Consider the following 21,514-nt stretch of genomic DNA (forward strand, 5'->3'; position numbering starts at 1 on the left):
ATCCTATAGATGCCAGAGGCGCGGGAGAGTCCCGGCACCGGAGAGTTCTGCAATTATTGGCGTGATCAGCTTGCGCAGCGCAAGCCCGGATTGTGCGATGGCGCGCACCACTAGGCGTTCGCCGATGACGCTGGCCCCGGCGCGCCCCGAGAGCATCGCTCGCACCCGATCCAAGCGGCGTTCGGCATCGGCGCCGACATAGAGCAGGGTGGCGAAGGCGGTGCTGCCATCGAGCAGAGAGAGATTGTCGCGTTCGAGCGGATCGGCCGAAAGCCGCGTCGCTTCTGCGTGGATCAGGCGGCCGTTGTGGCGGATGCGCCAGTTGTCGGTGAGGCGCGCGCCGCGTGCGCTCTCGCCCATGGCCTCGCGGCCGAGGAGGATCGCTTCGATGGCAAACAGGCTCGCGCCCTCTGCGAGGTCGACCTCCAGTCCGCGATCGAGCCGGGCGCCTTCAAAGAGGATGGTTTCCTGTGGCAGCCAATCGAGATGCGCGCCCGCGGCAACGGTGAGCTTCGTCCGCACCTTCGCGTCATCGCCGAGCGAGCGGTAGACGCGCTCGCAGGCCTGGGTAGTGAGCACAACCCTGGCGCCTTCCGAAGCGTCGACGGCCCAGGCGACATCGTCGCCGCCGGTCAGCCCGCCGGCGGTGTTGATCAGAACCGCCTGTAGGCTCGCGTCGTGGGTGTGCGGCAACCGGATCTTGGCGCAGCCTTCCTGGAACAGCGTGTCTATCCGCGTCCGGCCGCCATGGGTCTGCGTCGCGAGACGGCCAATGCCGCGTGCGCGCTGGTGGCGGGGCAGGGCAAACAATGCTGTAGCAGCAGGCACGCTCACACCATCAAATGGCGGCGCACGTCTGGCAGGTCGAGGTCCGAGGCTGGGCCCTTATGCATGATTTCACCGCGATCCATCACGTAGATGTCGTCGGCGATTTCACGGCAGAAGTCCAGATACTGCTCGACCAGCAGGATGGTCATGCCCTTCTGGTCGCGGAGGAATTGCAGGGCCCGGCCGATATCCTTGATGATCGAGGGCTGGATGCCTTCGGTGGGCTCATCGAGCACCAGCACCTTGGGCCGCGTCACCAGCGCCCGGCCGATGGCGAGCTGTTGCTGCTGGCCGCCGGAAAGGTCGCCGCCGCGGCGGCCGAGCATGGATTTGAGCACCGGGAACAGCTCAAAGATATAGGCCGGAATGTTGCGGTCACCGAGCTTGAGCCCCGCGTAGCCGGTCTCGAGATTTTCCTTCACCGTCAGCAGCGGAAAGATCTCGCGGCCCTGCGGCACGTAGCCTATGCCCATGCGGGCGCGCTTATAGGGTGGGGCCTTCTTCAAAATCTCGTTGTTGAAGACGATCTCACCCGAGGAGACGTTGTTGATGCCGGTCACGGCGCGGAGCGTCGAGGATTTCCCCACCCCGTTGCGGCCCAGCACCGCCGTGATCTTGTTGGGCTGGCACTCGATGGTGATACCCCGCAACGCTTGCGCAGCGCCGTAGTGTAGATCTATGGAGCGAATGGAGAGAGCGGTGGTCATGTGAGGTGCTCCATCGTTGCGTCGGAGTGCGTGGCGCACCCCCTCCCAGCCTCCCCCGTCAAGGGGGAGGTGCCGACTGGTGTGAGTGGCAAACGGCGGGACACAAACTGGATCGGCACCCTCCCCCTTGCGGGGAGGGATGGGGAGGGGGGCGCCACTTGCTCGGAAGTCATGCCGCTCATCTTCCCAAATACCGTTCGATCACCACCGGATTGGCGCTGACCTGATCCAGTGTGCCTTCGGCGAGCACCGTGCCTTCGGCGAGGCAGGTGACGCGGGTGCCGAGTTCGCGGACGAAGCTCATGTCGTGCTCGACCAATACCACTGAACGGGTGAGGGCGATTTCCTTGAGGAGTTTCGCGGTCTCGAAGGTTTCGCTGTCGGTCATGCCGGCGACAGGCTCGTCGACCAGAAGCAGCTTGGGGTCCTGGGCCAGCAGCATGCCGATTTCCAGCCACTGTTTCTGGCCGTGGCTCAGATTGGCGGCGAGGTCGTCTTTGCGCTTGGTGAGGCGCACGGTGTCGAGGATTTCGGTGATGCGGGCGGTGTCGGCGCCGGAGGCCATGTAGCTGAACGCGGAGAACACGCCGCGCGGCTTTTTGAGCGCCAGAACGATGTTGTCCCAGATGGTGTGGCTCTCGAACACCGTCGGCTTCTGGAACTTGCGGCCGATTCCGAGATTGGCAATATCGGCTTCGTCGAGCTTGGTGAGGTCGGTGCGGCCATCGAAGAGCACCTCGCCATCATCGGGCCGGGTCTTGCCGGTGATGATGTCCATCATGGTCGTCTTGCCCGCGCCATTGGGGCCGATGATCGCCAGCATCTCGTTGGGGTGGACGATGATCGACAGCGCGTTTAGAGCCCGAAAGCCATCAAACGACACCGAGACGCCGTTGAGATAGAGCATCGTCTGGTCTTTGCTGATGGTCATTCGGCCGGCTCCGGCGTGGTCTTGGTTTCGATGCCGGCTTCGGCGTCCGCGCTCTGCTGGTCAAGCGCGGTCGAGTTGCGCTTGACGCTGCCCGACCGGATCTGGCCGATCAGCCCGATGATGCCCTTGGGCAGGAACAGGGTCACCACGACGAACAGGCCGCCGAGGACGAACAGCCACCAGTCGGGGAAAGCGCCGGTGAAGATCGATTTGCCCGCATTGACGATGACGGCGCCGATGATCGGGCCGATGATTGTGCCGCGGCCGCCGACCGCGACCCAGATCACCGCTTCGATCGAGTTGCTGGTGTCGAACTCGCCCGGGTTGATGATGCCGACCTGTGGGGTATAGAGCGCGCCGGCGATGCCGGCGAGCACCGCCGAGACGACGAAGGCGAAGAGTTTCACATTCTCGGGCCGCCAGCCGAGGAAGCGGGTGCGGCTTTCGGCATCGCGTACCGCCACCATCACCTTGCCGAGCTTCGAGTTGACGATGGCCGAGCAGATGATCACCGCCAGCGCCAAAGCCAGCGCGGAGGCCGCGAACAGCGCGGCCCGGGTCGACGCTGCCTGGACGTTGAAGCCGAGGATATCCTTGAAGTCGGTGAGCCCGTTATTGCCGCCCAGGCCGAGGTCGTTGCGGAAGAAGGCGAGCAGCAGGGCATAGGTCATCGCCTGCGTGATGATCGACAAATAAACGCCGGTGACGCGGCTACGGAAGGCGAGAAAGCCGAAGACGAAGGCAAGCAGCCCCGGGATGAACAGCACCATCAGGAAGGCAAACCACCACTGATCGAAGCCGTTCCAGAACCAGGGGAGGTCATGGTAATTGAGGAACACCATGAAATCGGGCAGCACCGGGTTGGCGTAAACGCCGCGGGCGCCGATCTGGCGCATCAGGTACATGCCCATGGCGTAGGCGCCGAGCGCGAAGAACGCCGCATGGCCAAGCGAGAGAATGCCGCAATAGCCCCAGACCAGGTCGAGCGCGAGCGCCAGCATGGCATAGTTGAGATACTTGCCGAACAGCGGCACCGCATAGTTCGGCAGGTGCAGCGGGTTACCCTCGGGGATGACAAGGTTGGCGACTGGCACGGCGATGGCGATCAGCACCAGCGCGGCCACCAGCCAGATGGCCTTCCTGTCGAGCGCCCGGAACAACATTTGGGTCAGCATTGGAAATCACCACGCACAGAAAAAGACCCCTCATCCGCCCTGCGGGCACCTTCTCCCCGACGGGGAGAAGAACCGCTGTGGGTTGATCTGGGCACTATTTCTCTCCCCGTCGGGGAGAGGGTGGATCGGCCGTAGGCCGAGACGGGTGAGGGGGCGTTTGCCACGACAAACAACATCATTGCTCGATCGCCCGGCCCTTGAGGGCGAAGAGGCCGCGGGGGCGGCGCTGGATGAAGAGGATGATCAGCACCAGGATGGCGATCTTGGCGAGCACGGCGCCGGCATAGGGCTCGAGGAACTTGTTGGCGACGCCCAGCGTCAGCGCGCCGATCAGCGTGCCCCAGAGGTTCCCCACGCCGCCGAACACTACGACCATAAAGCTGTCGATGATGTAGCCCTGGCCGAGGTTCGGGGAGACGTTGTCGATCTGGCTCAGCGCCACACCCGCCATGCCGGCAATGCCCGAGCCGAGGCCGAAGGTCATGGCGTCGACGAACGGGGTGCGGATGCCCATGGCCGAGGCCATGCGGCGGTTCTGGGTGACGGCGCGCATCTGCAGCCCGAGTGGGGTGCGGTTGAGGATGATCTGCAGCGCGAAGAACACGGCGATGGCGAAAACGATGATCCAGAGCCGGTTCCAGGTGAAGCTCAGATTGCCGATATCGAAGGTGCCGCTCATCCATTGCGGTGGCTGCACCAGCTTGTTGGTCGGCCCGAAAATGGTGCGCACCACCTGCTGCAGGATCAGCGACAGGCCCCAGGTTGCGAGCAGTGTTTCGAGAGGGCGACCGTAGAGCCAGCGGATGATGCCGCGCTCGATGCAGACGCCGACCAGAGCGGTGAACAGGAACGCGGCGGGAACGGCGAAGGCGAGGGAATATTCCATCAGCCCGGGCGCGACGATGGTGATGATGTTCTGCACCACATAAGTGGTGTAGGCGCCCAGCATCACCATTTCGCCATGCGCCATGTTGATGACGCCCATCACGCCGAAGGTGATGGCGAGGCCAATGGCGGCGAGCAACAGCACCGAGGCGAGGGAGATGCCGTAGAGGAGGTTCTGGCCGACATCCCAGACGGCGAGCGTCCGGCCGATCGAGTCGATGCCCGTCTGGATCACCGGCTTAAGCTCGTCAGGCGCGCCGGCGAGGGAATTGATCAGCACGGTCTGCGCCGCACGGTCGCCGTGGCCGACAACTGTGGTCACCGCGGCGCGCTTTTCCTCGAGCGCGGCGTCAGTCTTCAGCACGATGACGGCGTCGGCCAGTTCCATCGTGTTCTTGATCTGCGGGTCAGTCTCCGCTGCCATCGCCTGGCCAAGCAGATCTTTCATCGCCGGATCGGCGTTCTTCAAGATGCTCTGAGCGGCGGACAGGCGGGTGGCGCGGTCGGGGCTGAGCAGGGTCAGCTTGCCAATGGCGGTGCGGATTTTGGTGCGTAGGCCGTTGTTGACCTTGATCTTTTCAAGGTCGCCGCTCGCAGCTGTGCCGAGGTCACTGCCGTCAACTGGGCTGGTCAGCGCAAGGTCGGAACCCGCCTTGGTGGCAAGAACCACCTTGGCGTCAGCTTTTCGCACGAACAGGTTGCCGTCCGAGAGCGCGAGGAGGATCGCCGGGACGTGTTCGTCTCCGGAAGCGACCAGTGCGTCGATGGCTTTCTGACGTTCCGGAAAGCCACCCTGGCCGAGCGCATCGACCATGGCGCTGAGATCGGCAGCCTGCGCAAAAGCAGGGGTGGTGGTGGAAAATACGGGCGCCGCGAGGATAGCGATCAGGAAGGCAATCAGCTTGAAAAGACGGGTGGCCATCGTGATCGCTCGTTCGCCGTTTGTTGGAATGGGGCGTTTGGAGAGGGAGGTGAAGGCGGGAGACCCGCCTTCACCGAAGTCATCAGATCAGGGAGCGGGAGCCGCGCCGCAGGTCTTGGTGGCGGTATCGAAGTGGCCGCAACCGGTCATTGGGTCGGTCCAGTCAGCTTCGATGCCCTTGTCTTCGGGCAGAACGTCGGACCAGGCATCGCCCGGGACGAGGTCGGTCTGCTTGACGATTTCGAACTGGCCGTCAGCCTGGATTTCGCCGATCAGAACCGGCTTGGTCAGGTGGTGGTTCGGGAGAACCTTGGCCATGCCGCCCGTGAGGTTCGGCACTTCAAGCCCGACAATGGCCTTGAGCACGGCATCGGTATCGGTGGTGCCGGCAGCTTCCACGGCCTTCACCCACAGGTTGAAGCCGAGATAGGCCGCTTCCATCGGGTCGTTGGTCGTGCGCTTGTCGTTCTTGATGTACTCGTGCCACGACTTGATGAACGCGGCATTTTCCGGGGTATCGACGCTCTCGAAGTAGTTCCAGGCGGCAAGGTGACCAACGAGGTTGGTGGTGTCCATGCCGGCCAGTTCTTCTTCACCGACCGAGAAGGCCACGACCGGGATGTCTTCGGCCTTGATGCCCTGGTTGGCGAGTTCCTTGTAGAACGGCACGTTGGCGTCGCCGTTGATGGTCGAAACCACGGCGGTCTTCTTGCCGGCCGAGCCGAATTCCTTGATGGCGGCAACTTCAGTCTGCCAATCAGAGAACCCGAACGGGGTGTAGTTGATCTTGATGTCTTCAGCCGGCACGCCCTTGTCCTTGAGGTACTGCTCAAGGATCTTGTTGGTGGTGCGCGGATAGACGTAGTCGGTCGCTTCGAGGACCCAACGCTTCACCGAGCCGCCTTCTTCGCTCATCAGATAGTCGACGGCGGGAATGGCCTGCTGGTTCGGAGCGGCGCCCGTGTAGATCACGTTCTTTTCCGACTCTTCGCCTTCGTACTGGACGGGGTAGAAGAGGATGGAATTCAGTTCCTTGAAGACCGGCAGAACCGACTTGCGCGAGGAAGAGGTCCAGCAGCCAAACACGGCGGCAACCTTGTCCACAGCGATCAGCTCGCGGGCCTTTTCAGCGAACAGCGGCCAGTCCGAAGCGGGGTCGACGACCACGCCTTCGAGCTGCTTGCCCAACAGGCCGCCCTTCTTGTTCTGCTCATCGATCAGGAAGAGCATGGTGTCCTTCAGGGTGGTTTCCGAAATCGCCATAGTCCCTGACAGCGAATGCAGAATACCGACCTTGATCGTATCGTCCGCCGCAATGGCGGTGACGGGCGCGAGCGCCCCAGCAGTCATCGCAATGCCAAGACCGAGCCCGGCGAGAATGCGTTTAACTTCTGTCATATTACCTCCGACAGTTTGGTTGTTTGCACCGCGATGAAAGTTGCAATCGCCGTGCCACGACCTGAAATCTGAGCTAAGAGGTTGATATTGTTGAGCTAGACAGAGTGGAAGTGCGTAGCCGCTGTATGCAGTTCGGCGGCTCACGGAATTTTGTGCTGGTTCTCTGAGCAGCACTCTTAGGGAATGCTTAAGTTTTGGGCATGGGCGCGCCCACTCGCGGTTACAGCGAACAGGCGGTGTACGAGCGCCGCCTAGTTCGTGACCGGGGCTGCCGATCCTGCTAGCGTGAAAGCACCGGAGTTCGCGCTCCGGCAGAGGTTGTTTGCACCGACACCCTCGGCCCCGTGTCCGCAAGGGCGCGGGGCTTTTGCTTTGAGGGGGCAAGAAACGCCGGATTCACGCCTGTTCGAGCCGTGAGGCGAGCCAGACGTGGCCCTTGGCGCGAGCGTGCGCGGCGGCGTCGAGTCCGGCCGCATCCTTGAGGGATGGGTCGGCGCCGGATGCCAGCAGCATCACTGCAATCGGGTTATCGCCATTGGCGGCGGCGACATGCAGCGCGGTGACGTCCTGCACCTGCCGCAGGTTGGGGTTGGCCCCGGCCTTCAGCAGTTTCTGCACCATGGCACCGCTGCGGCGCGCCGTGGCGGCATGAAGCGCCGCGACCTTCTGCGGATTGGTCGCCTGCTGGTTCACATCGTGTGTCAGCGGCAGCAGCAGGTCGAAGGCAGGTTCGTTGCCGAAAAACGCGGCGAGGCCCAGCGGGGTGAACCCATCCGGGGAGAGCGCGTTGCCATCCCAGCCATCCGCGACAGCCGCCGTGAGCACCGGTAGATCGCCGACGATAATCGCCTCATAAGGGTCGAGCTTGGCCCAGTGCTTGCGGAGTATGGAGAGGGCAGTGGTGTTGCCGACATAGGCGGACCAGGCCAGTAGCGACGCGCCGGACGCATGCCGCGCCGCAATACTCGAAGGATCAGCAGTCAGCGCCGAAGCGAGGCCGGAGATATCGTTGCGCGCCACGAGCTCAAACAGATCGGTCATGCGCTCAACCTAGCATCGCTCCGGCGGACGAAAAAGCTACTCCGCCGGGGCTGCCTGCGGCCCGCCGTGCGAGACCGGTGCGTGTGGGTCGGGCCCGGCCTCCATTGTCGCGGCCAGATCGAGTTCGCGCTGCAGATAAGCCTCTTCCTCTGACTTCGGCTTCGAAAACCGCGCCAGCAGCAGATAGGCGACTGGCGTCAGATAGAGCGTCGAGATTGCAGCAAGGCTCAGCCCGCCCACCATGATCCAGCCAAGCGCCGCGCGCGCCTCCGAGCCTGCACCACCCGCAAGGATCAGCGGCACGCCGCCCAGCACTGTGGCGATCATGGTCATCACCACCGGCCGCAGCCGGATGTTCGCCGAATTCTCTACTGCTTCACGCACACTCAACCCGCGGTCGCGCAACTGGTTGGCAAACTCGACGATCAGGATACCGTTTTTGGCCATGATGCCGACCACCAATATAAGCCCGATCTGGCTATAGACGTTGAGGGTCACCCCCGTGAGCAACATGGCGAACACCGCGCAGGCGAGCCCGAACGGCACCGTCACCACGACGATGATGGCGCTCCAGACGCTTTCGAACTGCGCCGCCAGCACCAAAAGGATCACCACGATGGCAAAGCCGAACGTCGTCAGCAGCCCGGTATTGCTGTCGCCGATAGTCTTGGCCTCGGCGATGGGGATGATACCGCCGCCGGGGGGCAGCAGCGGCTGGGCGATCTTGACCGCCTCGGTATAGGCGTCGCCGAGCGCAAACCCATCGGTCAGCGCAGCGGTGATGGTCACCGCACGCCGCTGCTGCTCGCGGCCAAGCGAGGGCGCAATCGGTGCCTCGGAAATCGACGCTACCGTCGACATCGGCACATAGCGGCCATCGGCGGTCTTGATGAAGATCGACTCGAGATCGCCCGGATCGTTGACCGGGCTCGAGGTCGAGAGCATGCGGACAGAGTAGCTGGCATCGTTGATGAACACCGAGCCGACATCGGAGCCATCGATCATCGCCTGCATGGTGGTGCCGAGGCCGTTGATGTCGATCCCCAGTTGCGCCGCCTTTTCGCGGTTGATGGTCAGCGTCATCTGCGGCTGCGTCGTCTCATAGTTGACGCTGACTCGGCCCCACTTGTCGTCCTTTTCGAGCTCTGACTTCACCTTCTGGGCGGCATCGGAGAGCGTCTGGTAGTTGTCGCCCACCAGCGCGAACTGCAGGCCCGAGCCACCACCGCGGATGCCGAGGCTATTGCCCTGCCGGATGGTGGCGCGCACGCCGGGCACCTGGGTCAGCTTACCGTTGATCTCGTTGGCAATCTGCTGCTGCGTGCGCGTCCGCTGCTCCCACGGGGCGAGCGTGATGATGATGAAGCCGGAATTGGTGCTGGCGCCGAACCCCGAGATCGAAAAGATGCTGGTCGCCTCGCCGCTTGCCTTGTAGGGCGCCACCAGGTCCTCGATCTTCTGCATCTGGGTCTGGGTGAAATCGAGGCTCACCGTATTGGGGGCGCTGACGCTGATGGCGATCGAGGAGCGATCCTCGGTCGGGGTCAGTTCCTGCCGGAGGGTGCCGAAGGCCAGTGCTGCAGCGCCAGCGAACAGTACGGCGATCACCACGACCACCATCGGGTTGGCGAGGCTGATGTGGAGGGTCTTACGGTAGAGTGCCGAGAGCAGGCCGCCGAAGCGCTCCAGCAGGTTGGGCTTGCGCTCCTTGTGCGGTTTCAGCAGCCGCGAGGCCAGCATTGGGGCCAGCGAGAGCGCCACCAGTGCCGAGAGGCCGACTGAAATGGCGAGAGTGAAACCGAACTCGCGGAATAACTGCCCGGTCTGACCGGGGAGGAACGAGATCGGGATGAACACCGCCGCCAGCGTCGCCGTGGTCGCGATCACTGCGAAAAACACTTCCTGCGTGCCCAGCACGGCGGCGGCGCGCGGCCCGAGCCCCATGGCCCGGCGGCGGGTGATGTTTTCCAGCACCACGATCGCGTCATCGACCACCAGCCCGGTGGCAATCACCAAAGCGAGCAGAGTCAGGATGTTGAGGGAAAATCCGAATGCATAGATTCCGGCAATCGTGCCAATCAGCGCCACGGGCATGGTGATGGCGGGGATGATGGTGGCGCGCCAGTCGAGCAGGAACAGGAACATGATGGCGATGACGCCGAGCACGGCGATGATCAGCGAACGCTCCACCTCATGGATTGCGCCCGAAATGAAGATCGAGTCGTCGGACGAGATCTTGATATCGACACCGGCGGGCAGGGAGGTCTTCAGGTCCTCCACGGCCTTGTGCACGTCTTCCGAGATCTGCACCGTGTTCGATTGCGCCTGCCGGATGATGCCGAGGCCGATGCCGGACTTGCCGTCGGACCTCAGACCCGAGGTCGAAGCGCCGGCAGAAAACACCACGCTCGCCACATCGCCGATGCGGGTCTTACCCTTGATGACGATGTTCTCGAACTCTTCAGGCGTGTTCACCTCGGCGGTGGCGCGGATGGAAATGTTCTGGTTGGCGCCGTTCAGCGATCCGGCCGGGCTGTCGAAAGCGATGCTCGAGAGCGCATTGCGGATATCGGCGACGGTCAGGCCCAGGCTCGCCAGCTTGATCTGATCGACGTCGATCTCGAATACCTTGTCCTGGCTGCCGTTGATCTGCACGTCGGCAACGCCGCTGACCGCGGCGAGGCGCTCGGAGATGACGTCGTTGACCAGCGCGGTGAGAGCGTCCTTGGTCATGGTGTCGGAAGTCACGGCGAGTTGGATCACCGCCTGGGCGTTGGAGTCCGCCTTGACGATGGTAGGGTCGCCCGCGCCATCGGGCAGCCGGCCGGTAATGCGGCTCAGCGCGTCGCGAATGTCGGAGGTCGCGCCATCGAGATTGGTACCATCGGTAAAGGTCAGCGTGACGCGGCTGCGGCCATAGGACGAGGTTGAGGAAATCGATGCGACGCCCTGCACGCGCGCCACAGCACCCTCGACTTCCGCGGTGATCTCGCGATCGACGGTCTCACCCGAAGCGCCATCATAATTGGTGGTGATCGAGAGTGTCGGCCGCTCGACATTGGGCAGCTCGCGCACCTCCACCCCGAAGAAGGCCGCAAGGCCCGCGACGATAATCAGCGAGCTGATGACGATGGCGAGCACCGGCCGCCTAACGAAGAGCGCTGCAAATGCGCCACCGCGCTGGTTCTGGCCCGCTATCGACATGCGCTGATCTCCGGACGGGTGAGGGGAAGCGGGGCGATCAAGATGCCACCTTGGGCTTGTGCTTGCCCTGGCCGCCGCCCGCCTTGCCGGCATCGGATGTCGAACCTGCAGCGGGTGCCTTGCTGGTGTCGGACGTCGACGCGGCGTCGGGAGCTTTGCCAGCGCCATCCCCACCGGCCTTGGCCGTTGGCGCATCGAGCAGGCGAACTGTGGCGCCGGCGGTCAATTGCTGCACGCCCTGGGTCACCACCTCGTCGCCCGCTTTCAGGTCGGCGCGCACCAGCACACCATCGGAATTGCGCTGGATGATCTCGACCGGCACCTTTTCTACCTTGTCCTCTACGTGGCGCCAGAGATAGGCGCCGTCGGACGACCACTGGATGGCCAGCGGATCGACGGCCGGGAAGCTCTCTCCGGCAAAGCCCAGCGAGACCGAAAACGACATGCCGGGCCGCAATTGCCCATCGGTGTTGGAAATGCGGGCCTGCAGCTGCAGCGTGCGGCTGGCAGGATCGATGCGGTTGTCGATGGCGCTGATTTCGCCACTGATCGTCTGGCCAGGAAGCGCCACGGCCTCGGCGGTCACTGCCATTCCCGGCTTCACCGATGTCGCATAGCGCTCAGGCACCCAGAACGAGACGAGAATGTCGGAATCGTCCTCGATGGTGGTGACCACTGTCTGGGCCGTCACGGTGTTACCCGGGTTGATCTGGAAGAGCCCAACAGTGCCGGCGATCGGCGTGGTGATGGTGCGGCGCTTCAGGTCGAGATCGGCCGTCTGCAATGCGAGGTCCGCGTTGTCGGCGGCCAGTTGCGCGGCGTTCAGCTGCACCGTTGTGGCGCTGTTGGCCTTGGCCAGTTCCTGCGCCCGGGTCAGCGTCGACTGCGCGTCTTTCTGGGCCAGCAGGGCACGTTGATAGGCAATCGTTTCGGCCTCGGAATCGAGGTGTCCGAGCACGGCGCCGGCCGCCACCCGGTCGCCCGGCTTGACCAGCAATTCCGTGAGCGTGCCGCTGGCAGGGGACATCACTGTCACCGAATGCGCCGCCTGCCCGTCGCCGATGGCGGTCAGTTTATCGTTGATGGTCGCCATGACAACCGGGGAGGTCACCACCACCATGGTGCGGTTGCCACCTCTGCCGCCGCTCCCGGGGCCACCTGCGCCACCGCCAGGATTGCCTCCGCCGCCGGCGCTAGCGTTGCCGCCACCTGCGCCGGTTGGGCGCTGGTTATTGCCGGCCGGCGCCTGCGCCGCTGCGGGCGCGCTGGCCTCAGCCGGGGCCGCAATCGGCAGATTGATCCCAAATTTCGCGAGTTGTGCCGGTGCACCAGGCACCAGAAACACATAGCCGACGATGGCGGCCGCGACGATGACGAGTGAAACCAGCACTTGCCTGATCAAGCGAGATATCCCGGTGCGTTGAAAAAAAGGACGATGATCGAAACACTTAGCAATCTAACATTACGCAGGCCGTAGGCACATTAATTCCACGTAACCCTTTGGATTTGAAGCGGCACGGCCGCGCTGCGTCTGCCGCGCTTGAGTGACCCGTCGTCGCAATCCCTTCGTCGTCCTGCTCGCTGACAGATCGAAAAATCCTTGAAAAATGAAAAATTCGGCCCAGTTGATTACTGCGGTTACTGCGCCGCATTCGAGACAATGGCAGTTCAAATGCCAATACAAATTGTAAATACTCCGGAAATTTAAATTTCATGACGATAGTCATCGATTAGCAACTTATCAGACATCGCAAACGTTGCTTTTTCTGCAGCGTCGAAGCTGCTGATGAGAGGACATGTATCATGGCATACAAGTTTGGACGGATCGCACTTAGCGTGTTGCTTCTGGCATCAGTATCAACCGGTACAGCACAGGCGGCCAGTTTGCTTGGTGTGAACATTGGTGGGGGCTCAGGCATCAACGCCGATGTAAGTATTGGCGGCGGAGGCGGCTCGGGCAGCGGTGGTTCCGGCGGCAGCAGTGGCTCCAATAGCAACAGCTTCATCGACGTGGACCTGCTGGGCGGCGATGGCAATCTCGCCGATGTGAACATCGGCGGCGGGGCCATCGAAGCAGACGTCAACCTTCTGGGTGACAGTCTCCTCGACGCCACGCTGATCGCGGACCTCGGTCTCGACGTTAGCATTGGTGTCGGCATCGGCGGTGGCGGTGGTGGTGGTGGCCAGCCTGGGGTTCCCGGCGGCCCCATTGGCGGCCCTAATGGTGCGGGGGCCTATGGCGCTGCTGGTTTCCAGGTCGCGTGTTCGTTGCAGGACGGCCGCCGCGTGCTGGTGCTGGCCTCGCAGACCAGCGTGACGCCCGGCGCGATTGCTGCGTGGCAGCGTTCGGCCAATGTCCGCATTGTGCCGGTGAAGCTGTGCACCGCCACCCGCGCTCAGGTCGCCCAGCTGCTGCGCTCGAGTGAAAAGGTGATGATGCTGCGCAACGCGGTCGACCGTGACGCCCTGATCTCGGCCTCCCTCGACCGGAGCTCATACCGCTCATCCAACGTCTTCGCGGTTGATCGCAGTGGCGGCCAGCTCACTGTCTACGTGTTGTAGCCGGTAGCGCCCCGCGCGGGGCGCACTGAAACGGTATCACCCCGCCGGGCTGCGCTCGGCGGGGTAGTGTTGATCCGGCCCCAGGCGCGCCGCAGTTGACGCGATGAGGCGAAGCCGGTGCGCTCAGCGATGTGCTCCATGTCGAGCCGGGTTTCGGTGAGCAGTTGCTGCGCCAGCGCGACGCGCAGCCGGTTGATGTAGTCGGGCAGACTCATCGCTGCGTGATCATTGAACAGGCGTGAAAGGTGCCGCGGGCTCGTGATCGCAATCTCGGCGAGGTTGTCGAGCGACCAGTCGCGCGCCGGGTCGGCAGTGATTGCATCCTGCACGCGGTGGATGGCCGGGTGGATGTGATTGCGGCCTTCGAGCCAGGGGGAGAGCTGCGGGTCAGTGCCGGCACGGCGCAGATACACCACGAGGTAGCGCGCCACGGCAGCCGTAGTCGCGGGGCTCGTCAGCTGCCCGACAATATGCAGCATCAGGTCGATACCGGCGGTGATCCCGGCGCTGGAATAGCGCTCGCCATCCTCGACATAGAGCCGGTTGTCCAGCACCCGCGCTGCCGGGGCGAGTTCGGCGAGCAGGGCACAATCGGTGAAGTGCGTGGTGCAGGCTTTGCCGTCGAGCAGGCCAGCGCGCGCCGCGAGCAGCGCGCCTGAGCAGATTGAGACCAGCCGCATGCCGGGACGGATTGCGGTGCGGAGCCAATCCACCACGTGGTCGGATCCGGCACGGTGGGCTTCCATGTGCTCCAGCCGTTCCGCGCCAAGCAACGCGTCGGTATCACCGGACAGCACCACCATGGCGCCATCCGGCACATGTTCGGGCAGGGGCTCGATGCCGCTCAGGCGCAGGCCGATGGAACTCGTGACCTCGGGCAGGGCGCCGACGAAACGGACATCGAACGCCACTTCGCTCTGCAGCTGGTTGGCCTTGCGCAGCACCTCGATCGGCCCCGCCACATCCAGCAGCAGCGTGTGCGCGGGCAGCACGACAAATACCGGAATGCGGCGGGGTGCCGGACTCATCGTGCAAGCGCCTCGGCGATGGCGCAGACCCGGGCGAACCGGCCATCGAGCACCGCGGCGGTTCGGGCCTTGATGTCCTCGACCGAATGGCGCGTGCCATGGGCATCGGTGATGGCGGAGGTGTGGGTCGCCTCGGTGACGTAGTCGACCTGCCAACCGAGGTCCGAGGCGTGCCGGGCCGTGGTCTCGCAGCACTGCTCGGTACGGATGCCGGAAATCACCACGCGGCGAATGCCGTGTTCGGTCAACCAGACATCGAGTCCGGTGCCGACCAGCGCCGAGTGGCGGGTCTTCTTGAACTCGACATCCGGCATGAGTGACAGCCCGTCGAGCGTCCTGACGAACCCGGAGGCATCCGAGAAGATGCCTTCGGGCTCGACATGGAGAATACGCACCACCGCCCAGCCCTTGGCGCGGGCGCCGTCGATCAGCGCCTGCTGGTTGCGGATATAGGGCGCCTCATCGACCTCGAACCAGCTGGCGCGCTGGCGGAACGATTCCTGGGCATCGATAACGAGCAGGGCGGTATCGGACATTTTCAGACCTCATGGCGTTACGAACTGTGGCAACGCTAGGCCCTTCCTGCTTATTCCGAAAGACAATCCTCGGACAGGCAGCGGACATAAAACGCCATCTCGCTCAGAACTGCGGCCGTGGCTTGCTAAAGTCGATGGCCGGGCGCACCTCGACATGACCGAGGCTGGCATGCGGCATGGTGGCGGCGATCTCGATCGCTTCAGCCAGGTCCTTGGCTTCGATCATCGCAAACCCGCCCATCACCTCCTTGGTCTCCATAAAGGGTCCGTCGGTGGTCGATATGGCGCCCTCGCGCACCTTCACCGTCACCGCCTCCTGGGGCAGGTTCAGCGGCAGCGACAGCACCAGCTTGCCACTGGCCGTCAACTCCGCCGTATGCGGCCCGATGGCTGCCAGCAGCGCCTGCGCCTGGGGCGTACTGGCGAACACCTCCTTGGGGTCGAAATAGATCATGCAATGGAACTGCATCGGCCGGGTCCTTGGCTCGGTTGAGGTGCGGATAGTCGAGCGGCGCGGCGCCGGATCGACATTTGCCCGCACAAGAGCGGACGCTTTTGTCGCGCTAGGGTCAACCTTTGCGTTTTTCCGATCTCTGCTATGGTCGCCAGACGGAGGACTACGCATGCCTGAAGACCGGTCTGCCATTGTCGGCGGTGGCGCCAAGAAACTGCTCTATGCGGCCGATACCATCCGGCGCATCGGAGTAGGCAAAGCCGCCAAGGCATTGACCGCGCGCAATACCTGCAAGGCCTGCGCCTACGGGATGGGCGGGCAGAAGGGCGGCATGACCAACGAGCTGGGCGAGTTCCCCTCGGTGTGCAACAAATCCGTCCAGGCGCAATCGACCGATATCCAGCCCGCCATCCCCGAGGCCTCCTTCACCCGTCCGCTCGCCGAACTGCAGGAGCTTTCTGGCCGCGAGATGGAGAAGCTCGGCCGGCTCAATACCCCGATGTTCAAGCCCGCCGGCGGCGACCGCTATGCGGCCGTGAGCTGGGACTGGGCCATCGCGCACGCCGCTGAGAAGTTGAGAGCCGTCAGCCCGGCGCGGAGCTTCTTTTATTCCTCCGGCCGTTCCTCGAACGAAGCGGGCTTTGTGTTCCAGCTGCTGGCGCGGGTGTGGGGCACCAACAACGTCAACAACTGCTCCTACTATTGCCACCAGGCGACCAGCGAGGGCCTCGCCACCACCATCGGCAAGGGTACTTCGACGGTGGAACTCGAGGACCTGACCGGCGCCGACCTGATCTTCGTCATCGGCGCCAACCCCTCGTCCAACCACCCGCGCTTCATCCACATGCTGAAGAACTGCCGTGACCGGGGCGGGGACGTCATCGTCGTCAATCCGGCGAAGGAACCGGGGCTGGTGAAGTTTGCCGTGCCCAAGAGCCCCGGCTCGATGCTCACTGGCGGCACCGAGATCGCTTCCGATTACCTCCAGCCGCGCATCGGCTCCGATATTGCGCTGTTCAAGGGGCTGATGAAGGCGGTGCTCGCCATCGGCGCAGAAGATCGCGGGTTTATCGACAGCTATTGCACAGACTTCGACAGCTTTCGGGCAGATCTTGAGGCCCTCAGCTGGGACGAAATCGTCGCGCTTTGCGGCGTTGCGCGCGCCGATATCGAGCGCGTCGCCACCCGCTATGCCGAGCGGCGGAATGTGGTGTTCGCCTGGGGCATGGGCATGACCCACCACCTCCACGGCACCGCCAATGTCGAAGCCATCGCCAATCTCGCTCTCTTGCGCGGTATGCTGGGCAAGCGCTTCGCCGGCCTCCTGCCGCTGCGCGGGCACTCCAACGTCCAGGGCATCGGCACCATCGGGGTCAAGCCGGTGGTTTCCGAGCAAGTCTTTGCGGCAATGGAGAAATCCTTCGGCGTGACGCTGTCGCGCGACAAGGGTTTCGACACCATGGCCGGCCTCAAGGCTGCCGAGGCAGGTGAGATCGACGCCGCAATCATCATGGGCGGCAACCTCTGGGGCGCGACCCCTGACACCGCCTTTTCGAGCCGCGCCATGGGCGCCATTGGCTTCAAGCTCTTCCTCACCACGACCCTCAACCGTGGCCATGTGCACGGGCTGGGCGATGGCGAAGCGCTGATCCTGCCGGTCACAGCGCGCGACGAGGAATGGTCGCCCACCACGCAGGAATCAATGTTCAACTACGTCCGCCTCTCAGATGGCGGCATCGAGCGGCTCGACAATGTGCGGCCCGAAACTGTGATCCTCTGCGATCTCGCCGCGCTGCTGGTCCCCGATTGCCCGATCGATTTTGCGGCCTTCAAGCAGCACCGCAAGGTGCGCGAGGCGATCGCCACCATCGTGCCGGGGCTGGAGCAACTCGCCGATATCGATGTGGCGAAGAAGGAGTTCCATATCAAGAACCGGGTGATGCACACGCCGCGCTTCGGCACGGCTGACGGCAAGGCGCGGTTCGTGGTGACGCCAACGCCCGTCGCCGCCACGCCGCTGACGCTTGCCACGGTGCGCAGCGAAGGCCAGTTCAACACCATCATCTACGAAGACACCGACAGCTACCGCTTCAAGGCCGGGCGCGACGCGATCTTTCTCAACCGCGAGGACATGGCGGCGTTCGGGGTGCGTGAAGGCGAGCGCGCGGTTCTGGCCTCCGACATCGGCCGTATGGAAGGCACGATCGTCCCGTTCGATCTGCCGCGCGGCTCGGCGCTGGCCTACTACCCCGAAGCCAATGTGCTCTGCGGCACTGCCGTCGACCCGCGCTCGAAGACGCCGGCCTTCAAGTCGGTGCCGGTCTGGATCGAACGCCAGCCATGAGCCAAGCGGGCGAGCCGAAACCAAAAAAGTCACGCGACAGCCACGGCATCGGCATCGCCGGCACGTCGATCATCGTCTTCATCCTCGGCGTCATCGTCGGCATCCCGATCGCCAATATGGGCGCCGATGTGCTGGTGCGGTACGCGGGGGAGGTCTTCGCGGTCCTGTTCGGCGTCTTCCTCATCATCCTGTTGATCGCGGGCGCCATCGCCTTCTTCCGCAAGCAGATCTGGGGCGCCATCTTTCATCGCGCCGAAATCGAGATGGATCGCTTTGCCCGGCCGCTGGCCGATGTGGCGAAGTTCGCCGCCGAGCAGGATGTGCAGCAGGCGACCGGCGCGGCGCGCGACCTCGCCGAACTGGTGCTGGCGCGCTACGCCTGGGTTTCCACAAGGCGCTGGCTGCTGGGCACCATCACGGGCCTGATCGCAGCCATCGCGGCGCTTGCCGGGTCGGCGCTGCTGTTCCAGCAGAACCAGCTGTTGCGCGCCCAGAACGCGCTGCTCACCGAACAGACCAGCCGGCTGGGCGAGCAGAACAAGCTGATCGAGTCGCAGATCGAGCTCGGCGAAGCGCAGCGCTCGACGGCCATCGTGCCCGAAATCCTCGAGATCGGGGCGCTGGTCGGCGCCGAGGTCGAGCGGTTGCGTGCCTCTGGCACCGCATTGCCGACTATCGACAACCTCAGCCAGTCGCTACGAGCCCGCATTCTTGCGGCAACCACTGCGGCGCGCCCATACCGCTATCTCCGCACGCCGCTGCTCGACCTTGATGAGCAGACCATCATGTCGTCAGGCCTGTTGCGGCGCACCGACCTGCCGGCCTCCGCCGTGCTGCGCGAGCGGCTGCAGGCAGATCTCGGACAGGCGCAGTTCACCGGCGAGCAACTGGGCGTGATGTCGGACCGGCCGCTATCGCCGGAACGCGGGCAGCTCATCACTATACTCGTCAGCAGTGGCTTTACCGACCTGTCGGAGCTGGGCGGGGCCGATTTCAGTTTTGCCGAAGTGCGGGCGCCGCAGCTCAACAACCTGGTGTTCGGCTTTTCCAATCTGCGCTTTTCCGATTTCGATAACAGCCTGCTGATCGGCTGCACCTTCGATGGCACCTATCTTGAGCACGCGCGCTTCCGCAACGCGCAGATCAGCGGTAGCCGGTTCTCGACCCTCACGTTCCCCACACTACCGGGCAGCGAACTGGCGGCCATGGTGCGCGGTGCCGAACTCTCCGGCACTGACTTTTCCGGTGCGCGCCTCAACACCGTGGCCTTCGATGGCAGCCGCGGCTTTGGCACAAATTTCGATGGCGCAGTGTTGCACAAGGTGGATTTCAAGGGCACGGACCTCTCCGGCAGCACCTTCCGGAACGCCATCTTCGGTGTGGCCGATTTCACCGGCGCCAGCCTCAAGAGCGTCGATTTCGATGGCGCGCTGGTGTTTGCGCCCGATTTCCTCGACGTGCTCGCCAAACAGGCCGTGCCGGACAGCTTCGATCCCACCCGCTTCAGCCTCGAACCCATCACCGCCGAGCAGTTCGCGCTGCATCCGCGCTGGGCGGACGCGTGGCTCGATGGACTGGAGGAAAAGCCGGCCTTCCGCATCGTGCGGGTGAAGGATTTCAGCTAGCGGCGCACTAAAGAGAGAACTCTGGAAGGGCCCGCAATAGCAGGCCCTTCCAAAGCTTCAGGCGCTACTCCGGATTTGGCACCTTCTTGGGCAGGCCCTTGAGCACAACAACATATTTGGTCGTCGCATCTCCGTCCGCGATGGCGAGTTCCATGCGCACCTTGGTCAACGCGCCGGTATACTTGTTCGCGTCGAGGTCCTGAAACCGCAACTTCCAGACGCCCTGGGCCGTCGTCCCCACGAAAACGCCGTTGTCTTCCGTGTTGTCGCTGGTGAAGGTCTCGGTCCTGCCCGAGCACCGGTTGAGCCCGCGCTCCATAACTGTCAGCGATCTTCCACTGGGTGAGACAAGAGTAATGCGATGGTCATTCTCGCATTGCGTCTTGAACTCGAAGAATAGCTTCCACTTGGTGATCTTGCCGGTGGTGGGCACTTCAAAACTGGCCAGCATCTCGCCGGGGCTGACTTCATAGCGCGGCCCTGAAGCCACCACGGCATATTTTGCGACTTCCGGATGTGCCTGGCCGACCTTTTCGCACCAGAACTCACCATTCAACGCAGTAAGTGGCGGCTGACTCCACCCCGGTTCCCCTGCGCCACCAGACATCCATGCCCGATATGCCTCGGCAGCCGTGCGCGTCTTGCCGCCGATTGTGCCATCGGCCGTCCCTAGACTGAACCCAAGTGCATTGAGCTGGTTCTGTACGCACCGGATACCAGGCTGCTCTGCTGCAGCTAAGTCTATCGTGCCAAAAAACATCAGGCACAGCCCGATGATGACCGAAACTGATCGTTTCATTCTTTTCCCCCCAAAATATATCCACAGGCATTGCGGACATGTTTGGAGACTACCCTGAATTTGAAGTGAATAAAGCATTTTGTGGAGATCTGATATTCTTGAGGATATCCAAATATTTATAGTGTCAGACTGGGTGGATGACCTGCAGTTTCCCGATAGCTCATGCGGCGAGCGCGGACCTGTTGGCCGGCAGGGCAGTGCCGCTGGAGGGGCGGGATGTTGGACTTTGATGTCCCACGCCCGCTAGTTTGTGCGATATAGCGGCCGCAGCGACGGTGGCTGCTGGACTATCAAGGACCTCATATGTCTGGCTTTCCCGGCTTCCCCAAAGAGACCTTCGCCTTCCTTTCCGGCATCACCGACCACAATGAGAAGATCTGGTTTGATGCCAACCGGCCGCTCTACGAGGCGGGCTACGTGGCGCCGGGGAAGGCGTTTGTGACCGAGATCGGGCCGAAGATAAGGGCCCTGTCGCCTGACGTGCAGTTCGACCCCAAGATCAACGGCTCGATTTCGCGCATCAATCGCGACGTGCGGTTTTCGAAGGACAAGCGGCCCTACAAGAGCCACCTGGCGCTGTGGTTCTGGCATGGCGAAAAGCGCAGTTGGGACCTGCCGGGGTTCTATGTCGATGTCGGAGTGGAACGCGTGTTCCTCGGCGTCGGCATGTATCAGTTCGACAAGGAGACGCTCGATACCTACCGGCAGTCGGTGATCCACCCCCGTTCCGGTAAGGCGCTGCTGGCGGCGGTGGAGGCGGTGAAATCAAAGGGCGACTACCAGATTGGCCAGAAGACCCGCAAACTCATGCCGCGTGGCTTCGAGGCGCCGGCCGATCGCGTCGAGTACCTCCTCTATGAAGGCATCACCGTGGGCATGGAACTGCCGTCGAGCGTCGCCACTGAGCCCGGCTTTGCTGATCTCTGCATGACGCATTTCACCAATGCCTGGCCGCTCGCCAAGTGGCTGATCGAGGAAGTCGCTACCTGAGCGTGATCTGGCGCGGGCAGGGCGGTTGCCCCGCCTCGTCACTTCCCCTACATACGGCCCTCGAAATCCATCGATCAGCGGCGGG

At 63.4% G+C, this 21,514-nt stretch carries 17 protein-coding genes; 4 read left to right on the forward strand and 13 right to left on the reverse strand.

Features of this window, described 5'->3' with window-relative positions; all coding sequences use genetic code 11:
- Window positions 1–3: 3 nt before the first annotated feature.
- From ACO06J_RS03920 to ACO06J_RS03960, 9 genes are all read right to left on the reverse strand, one after another.
- Window positions 4–828 carry an urease accessory protein UreD gene (locus ACO06J_RS03920; RefSeq protein ID WP_421759392.1) on the reverse strand — a complete coding sequence of 275 codons (825 nt, stop codon included), beginning with the start codon at window positions 826–828 and terminating at the stop codon, window positions 4–6.
- A gap of 2 nt (window positions 829–830) precedes the next feature.
- Window positions 831–1,535, reverse strand: a complete 705-nt coding sequence (urtE, locus tag ACO06J_RS03925; RefSeq protein ID WP_421759393.1) for an urea ABC transporter ATP-binding subunit UrtE — start codon at window positions 1,533–1,535, stop codon at window positions 831–833.
- Between the two features lie 178 nt (window positions 1,536–1,713).
- On the reverse strand, window positions 1,714–2,466 hold the full coding sequence (gene urtD / locus ACO06J_RS03930) for an urea ABC transporter ATP-binding protein UrtD (protein WP_421759394.1): 753 nt from the start codon (window positions 2,464–2,466) through the stop codon (window positions 1,714–1,716).
- Complete coding sequence (gene urtC / locus ACO06J_RS03935) at window positions 2,463–3,641, reverse strand: urea ABC transporter permease subunit UrtC (RefSeq protein WP_421759395.1); 1,179 nt, start codon at window positions 3,639–3,641, stop codon at window positions 2,463–2,465. Before urtC ends, urtD begins: the two co-directional genes overlap by 4 nt.
- A 175-nt stretch (window positions 3,642–3,816) precedes the next feature.
- Complete coding sequence (gene urtB, locus ACO06J_RS03940; protein ID WP_421759396.1) at window positions 3,817–5,448, reverse strand: urea ABC transporter permease subunit UrtB; 1,632 nt, start codon at window positions 5,446–5,448, stop codon at window positions 3,817–3,819.
- 87 nt (window positions 5,449–5,535) lie between these two features.
- Entirely contained in the window at window positions 5,536–6,846 is a 1,311-nt protein-coding gene (gene urtA, locus ACO06J_RS03945) for an urea ABC transporter substrate-binding protein (RefSeq protein WP_421759397.1), read from the reverse strand.
- 396 nt (window positions 6,847–7,242) lie between these two features.
- Window positions 7,243–7,887 carry an ankyrin repeat domain-containing protein gene (locus tag ACO06J_RS03950; RefSeq protein ID WP_421759398.1) on the reverse strand — a complete coding sequence of 215 codons (645 nt, stop codon included), beginning with the start codon at window positions 7,885–7,887 and terminating at the stop codon, window positions 7,243–7,245.
- Window positions 7,888–7,923: 36 nt separating this feature from the next.
- Window positions 7,924–11,091, reverse strand: coding sequence for an efflux RND transporter permease subunit (locus ACO06J_RS03955; protein ID WP_421759399.1), 3,168 nt, complete (start codon window positions 11,089–11,091; stop codon window positions 7,924–7,926).
- Window positions 11,092–11,128: 37 nt separating this feature from the next.
- Window positions 11,129–12,481: an efflux RND transporter periplasmic adaptor subunit gene (locus ACO06J_RS03960; RefSeq protein WP_421759400.1), complete on the reverse strand. Its 1,353-nt coding sequence runs from the start codon at window positions 12,479–12,481 to the stop codon at window positions 11,129–11,131.
- Window positions 12,482–12,894: 413 nt separating this feature from the next.
- Here ACO06J_RS03960 and ACO06J_RS03965 point away from each other — a divergent pair, with 413 nt between their 5' ends.
- Window positions 12,895–13,653 (forward strand): hypothetical protein, encoded by a 759-nt coding sequence (locus tag ACO06J_RS03965; protein WP_421759401.1) that lies wholly within the window; start codon window positions 12,895–12,897, stop codon window positions 13,651–13,653.
- Here the strand turns inward: ACO06J_RS03965 and ACO06J_RS03970 are convergent.
- From ACO06J_RS03970 to ACO06J_RS03980, 3 genes are all read right to left on the reverse strand, one after another.
- Window positions 13,641–14,681 carry a GlxA family transcriptional regulator gene (locus ACO06J_RS03970; RefSeq protein ID WP_421759402.1) on the reverse strand — a complete coding sequence of 347 codons (1,041 nt, stop codon included), beginning with the start codon at window positions 14,679–14,681 and terminating at the stop codon, window positions 13,641–13,643. The two genes, ACO06J_RS03965 and ACO06J_RS03970, sit on opposite strands and share 13 nt — an antisense overlap.
- The gene (locus tag ACO06J_RS03975) at window positions 14,678–15,217 is read right to left on the reverse strand and encodes a cysteine hydrolase family protein (protein WP_421759403.1); all 540 of its coding nucleotides are present in this window, start codon (window positions 15,215–15,217) and stop codon (window positions 14,678–14,680) included. Before ACO06J_RS03975 ends, ACO06J_RS03970 begins: the two co-directional genes overlap by 4 nt.
- 103 nt (window positions 15,218–15,320) lie before the next feature.
- Window positions 15,321–15,686, reverse strand: a complete 366-nt coding sequence (locus ACO06J_RS03980; RefSeq protein WP_421759404.1) for a YciI family protein — start codon at window positions 15,684–15,686, stop codon at window positions 15,321–15,323.
- A gap of 154 nt (window positions 15,687–15,840) precedes the next feature.
- Here ACO06J_RS03980 and ACO06J_RS03985 point away from each other — a divergent pair, with 154 nt between their 5' ends.
- Together ACO06J_RS03985 and ACO06J_RS03990 are read left to right on the forward strand one after the other, a co-directional pair.
- On the forward strand, window positions 15,841–18,015 hold the full coding sequence (locus tag ACO06J_RS03985) for an FdhF/YdeP family oxidoreductase (RefSeq protein ID WP_421759405.1): 2,175 nt from the start codon (window positions 15,841–15,843) through the stop codon (window positions 18,013–18,015).
- On the forward strand, window positions 18,012–19,640 hold the full coding sequence (locus ACO06J_RS03990) for a pentapeptide repeat-containing protein (RefSeq protein ID WP_421759406.1): 1,629 nt from the start codon (window positions 18,012–18,014) through the stop codon (window positions 19,638–19,640). The genes ACO06J_RS03985 and ACO06J_RS03990 overlap by 4 nt, the downstream gene beginning before the upstream one ends.
- 64 nt (window positions 19,641–19,704) lie before the next feature.
- Here ACO06J_RS03990 and ACO06J_RS03995 read toward each other — a convergent pair whose 3' ends face one another.
- Window positions 19,705–20,439 carry a proprotein convertase P-domain-containing protein gene (locus tag ACO06J_RS03995; protein WP_421759407.1) on the reverse strand — a complete coding sequence of 245 codons (735 nt, stop codon included), beginning with the start codon at window positions 20,437–20,439 and terminating at the stop codon, window positions 19,705–19,707.
- A gap of 303 nt (window positions 20,440–20,742) precedes the next feature.
- Here ACO06J_RS03995 and ACO06J_RS04000 point away from each other — a divergent pair, with 303 nt between their 5' ends.
- Window positions 20,743–21,429, forward strand: a complete 687-nt coding sequence (locus ACO06J_RS04000) for a DUF2461 domain-containing protein (RefSeq protein ID WP_421759408.1) — start codon at window positions 20,743–20,745, stop codon at window positions 21,427–21,429.
- Window positions 21,430–21,514 lie beyond the last annotated feature (85 nt).

Source organism: Devosia sp., from assembly GCF_965229025.1.
Lineage (GTDB): Bacteria > Pseudomonadota > Alphaproteobacteria > Rhizobiales > Devosiaceae > Devosia_A.

Coding starts and splice junctions, on each gene's coding strand:
- urtE (WP_421759393.1), bottom strand. CDS start 1,535: ATGACCACCGCTCTCTCCATTCGCTCCATAGATCTACACTACGGCGCT.
- urtD (WP_421759394.1), bottom strand. CDS start 2,466: ATGACCATCAGCAAAGACCAGACGATGCTCTATCTCAACGGCGTCTCG.
- urtC (WP_421759395.1), bottom strand. CDS start 3,641: ATGCTGACCCAAATGTTGTTCCGGGCGCTCGACAGGAAGGCCATCTGG.
- urtB (WP_421759396.1), bottom strand. CDS start 5,448: ATGGCCACCCGTCTTTTCAAGCTGATTGCCTTCCTGATCGCTATCCTC.
- urtA (WP_421759397.1), bottom strand. CDS start 6,846: ATGACAGAAGTTAAACGCATTCTCGCCGGGCTCGGTCTTGGCATTGCG.
- ACO06J_RS03950 (WP_421759398.1), bottom strand. CDS start 7,887: ATGACCGATCTGTTTGAGCTCGTGGCGCGCAACGATATCTCCGGCCTC.
- ACO06J_RS03955 (WP_421759399.1), bottom strand. CDS start 11,091: ATGTCGATAGCGGGCCAGAACCAGCGCGGTGGCGCATTTGCAGCGCTC.
- ACO06J_RS03965 (WP_421759401.1), top strand. CDS start 12,895: ATGGCATACAAGTTTGGACGGATCGCACTTAGCGTGTTGCTTCTGGCA.
- ACO06J_RS03970 (WP_421759402.1), bottom strand. CDS start 14,681: ATGAGTCCGGCACCCCGCCGCATTCCGGTATTTGTCGTGCTGCCCGCG.
- ACO06J_RS03975 (WP_421759403.1), bottom strand. CDS start 15,217: ATGTCCGATACCGCCCTGCTCGTTATCGATGCCCAGGAATCGTTCCGC.
- ACO06J_RS03980 (WP_421759404.1), bottom strand. CDS start 15,686: ATGCAGTTCCATTGCATGATCTATTTCGACCCCAAGGAGGTGTTCGCC.
- ACO06J_RS03985 (WP_421759405.1), top strand. CDS start 15,841: ATGCCTGAAGACCGGTCTGCCATTGTCGGCGGTGGCGCCAAGAAACTG.
- ACO06J_RS03990 (WP_421759406.1), top strand. CDS start 18,012: ATGAGCCAAGCGGGCGAGCCGAAACCAAAAAAGTCACGCGACAGCCAC.
- ACO06J_RS03995 (WP_421759407.1), bottom strand. CDS start 20,439: ATGAAACGATCAGTTTCGGTCATCATCGGGCTGTGCCTGATGTTTTTT.
- ACO06J_RS04000 (WP_421759408.1), top strand. CDS start 20,743: ATGTCTGGCTTTCCCGGCTTCCCCAAAGAGACCTTCGCCTTCCTTTCC.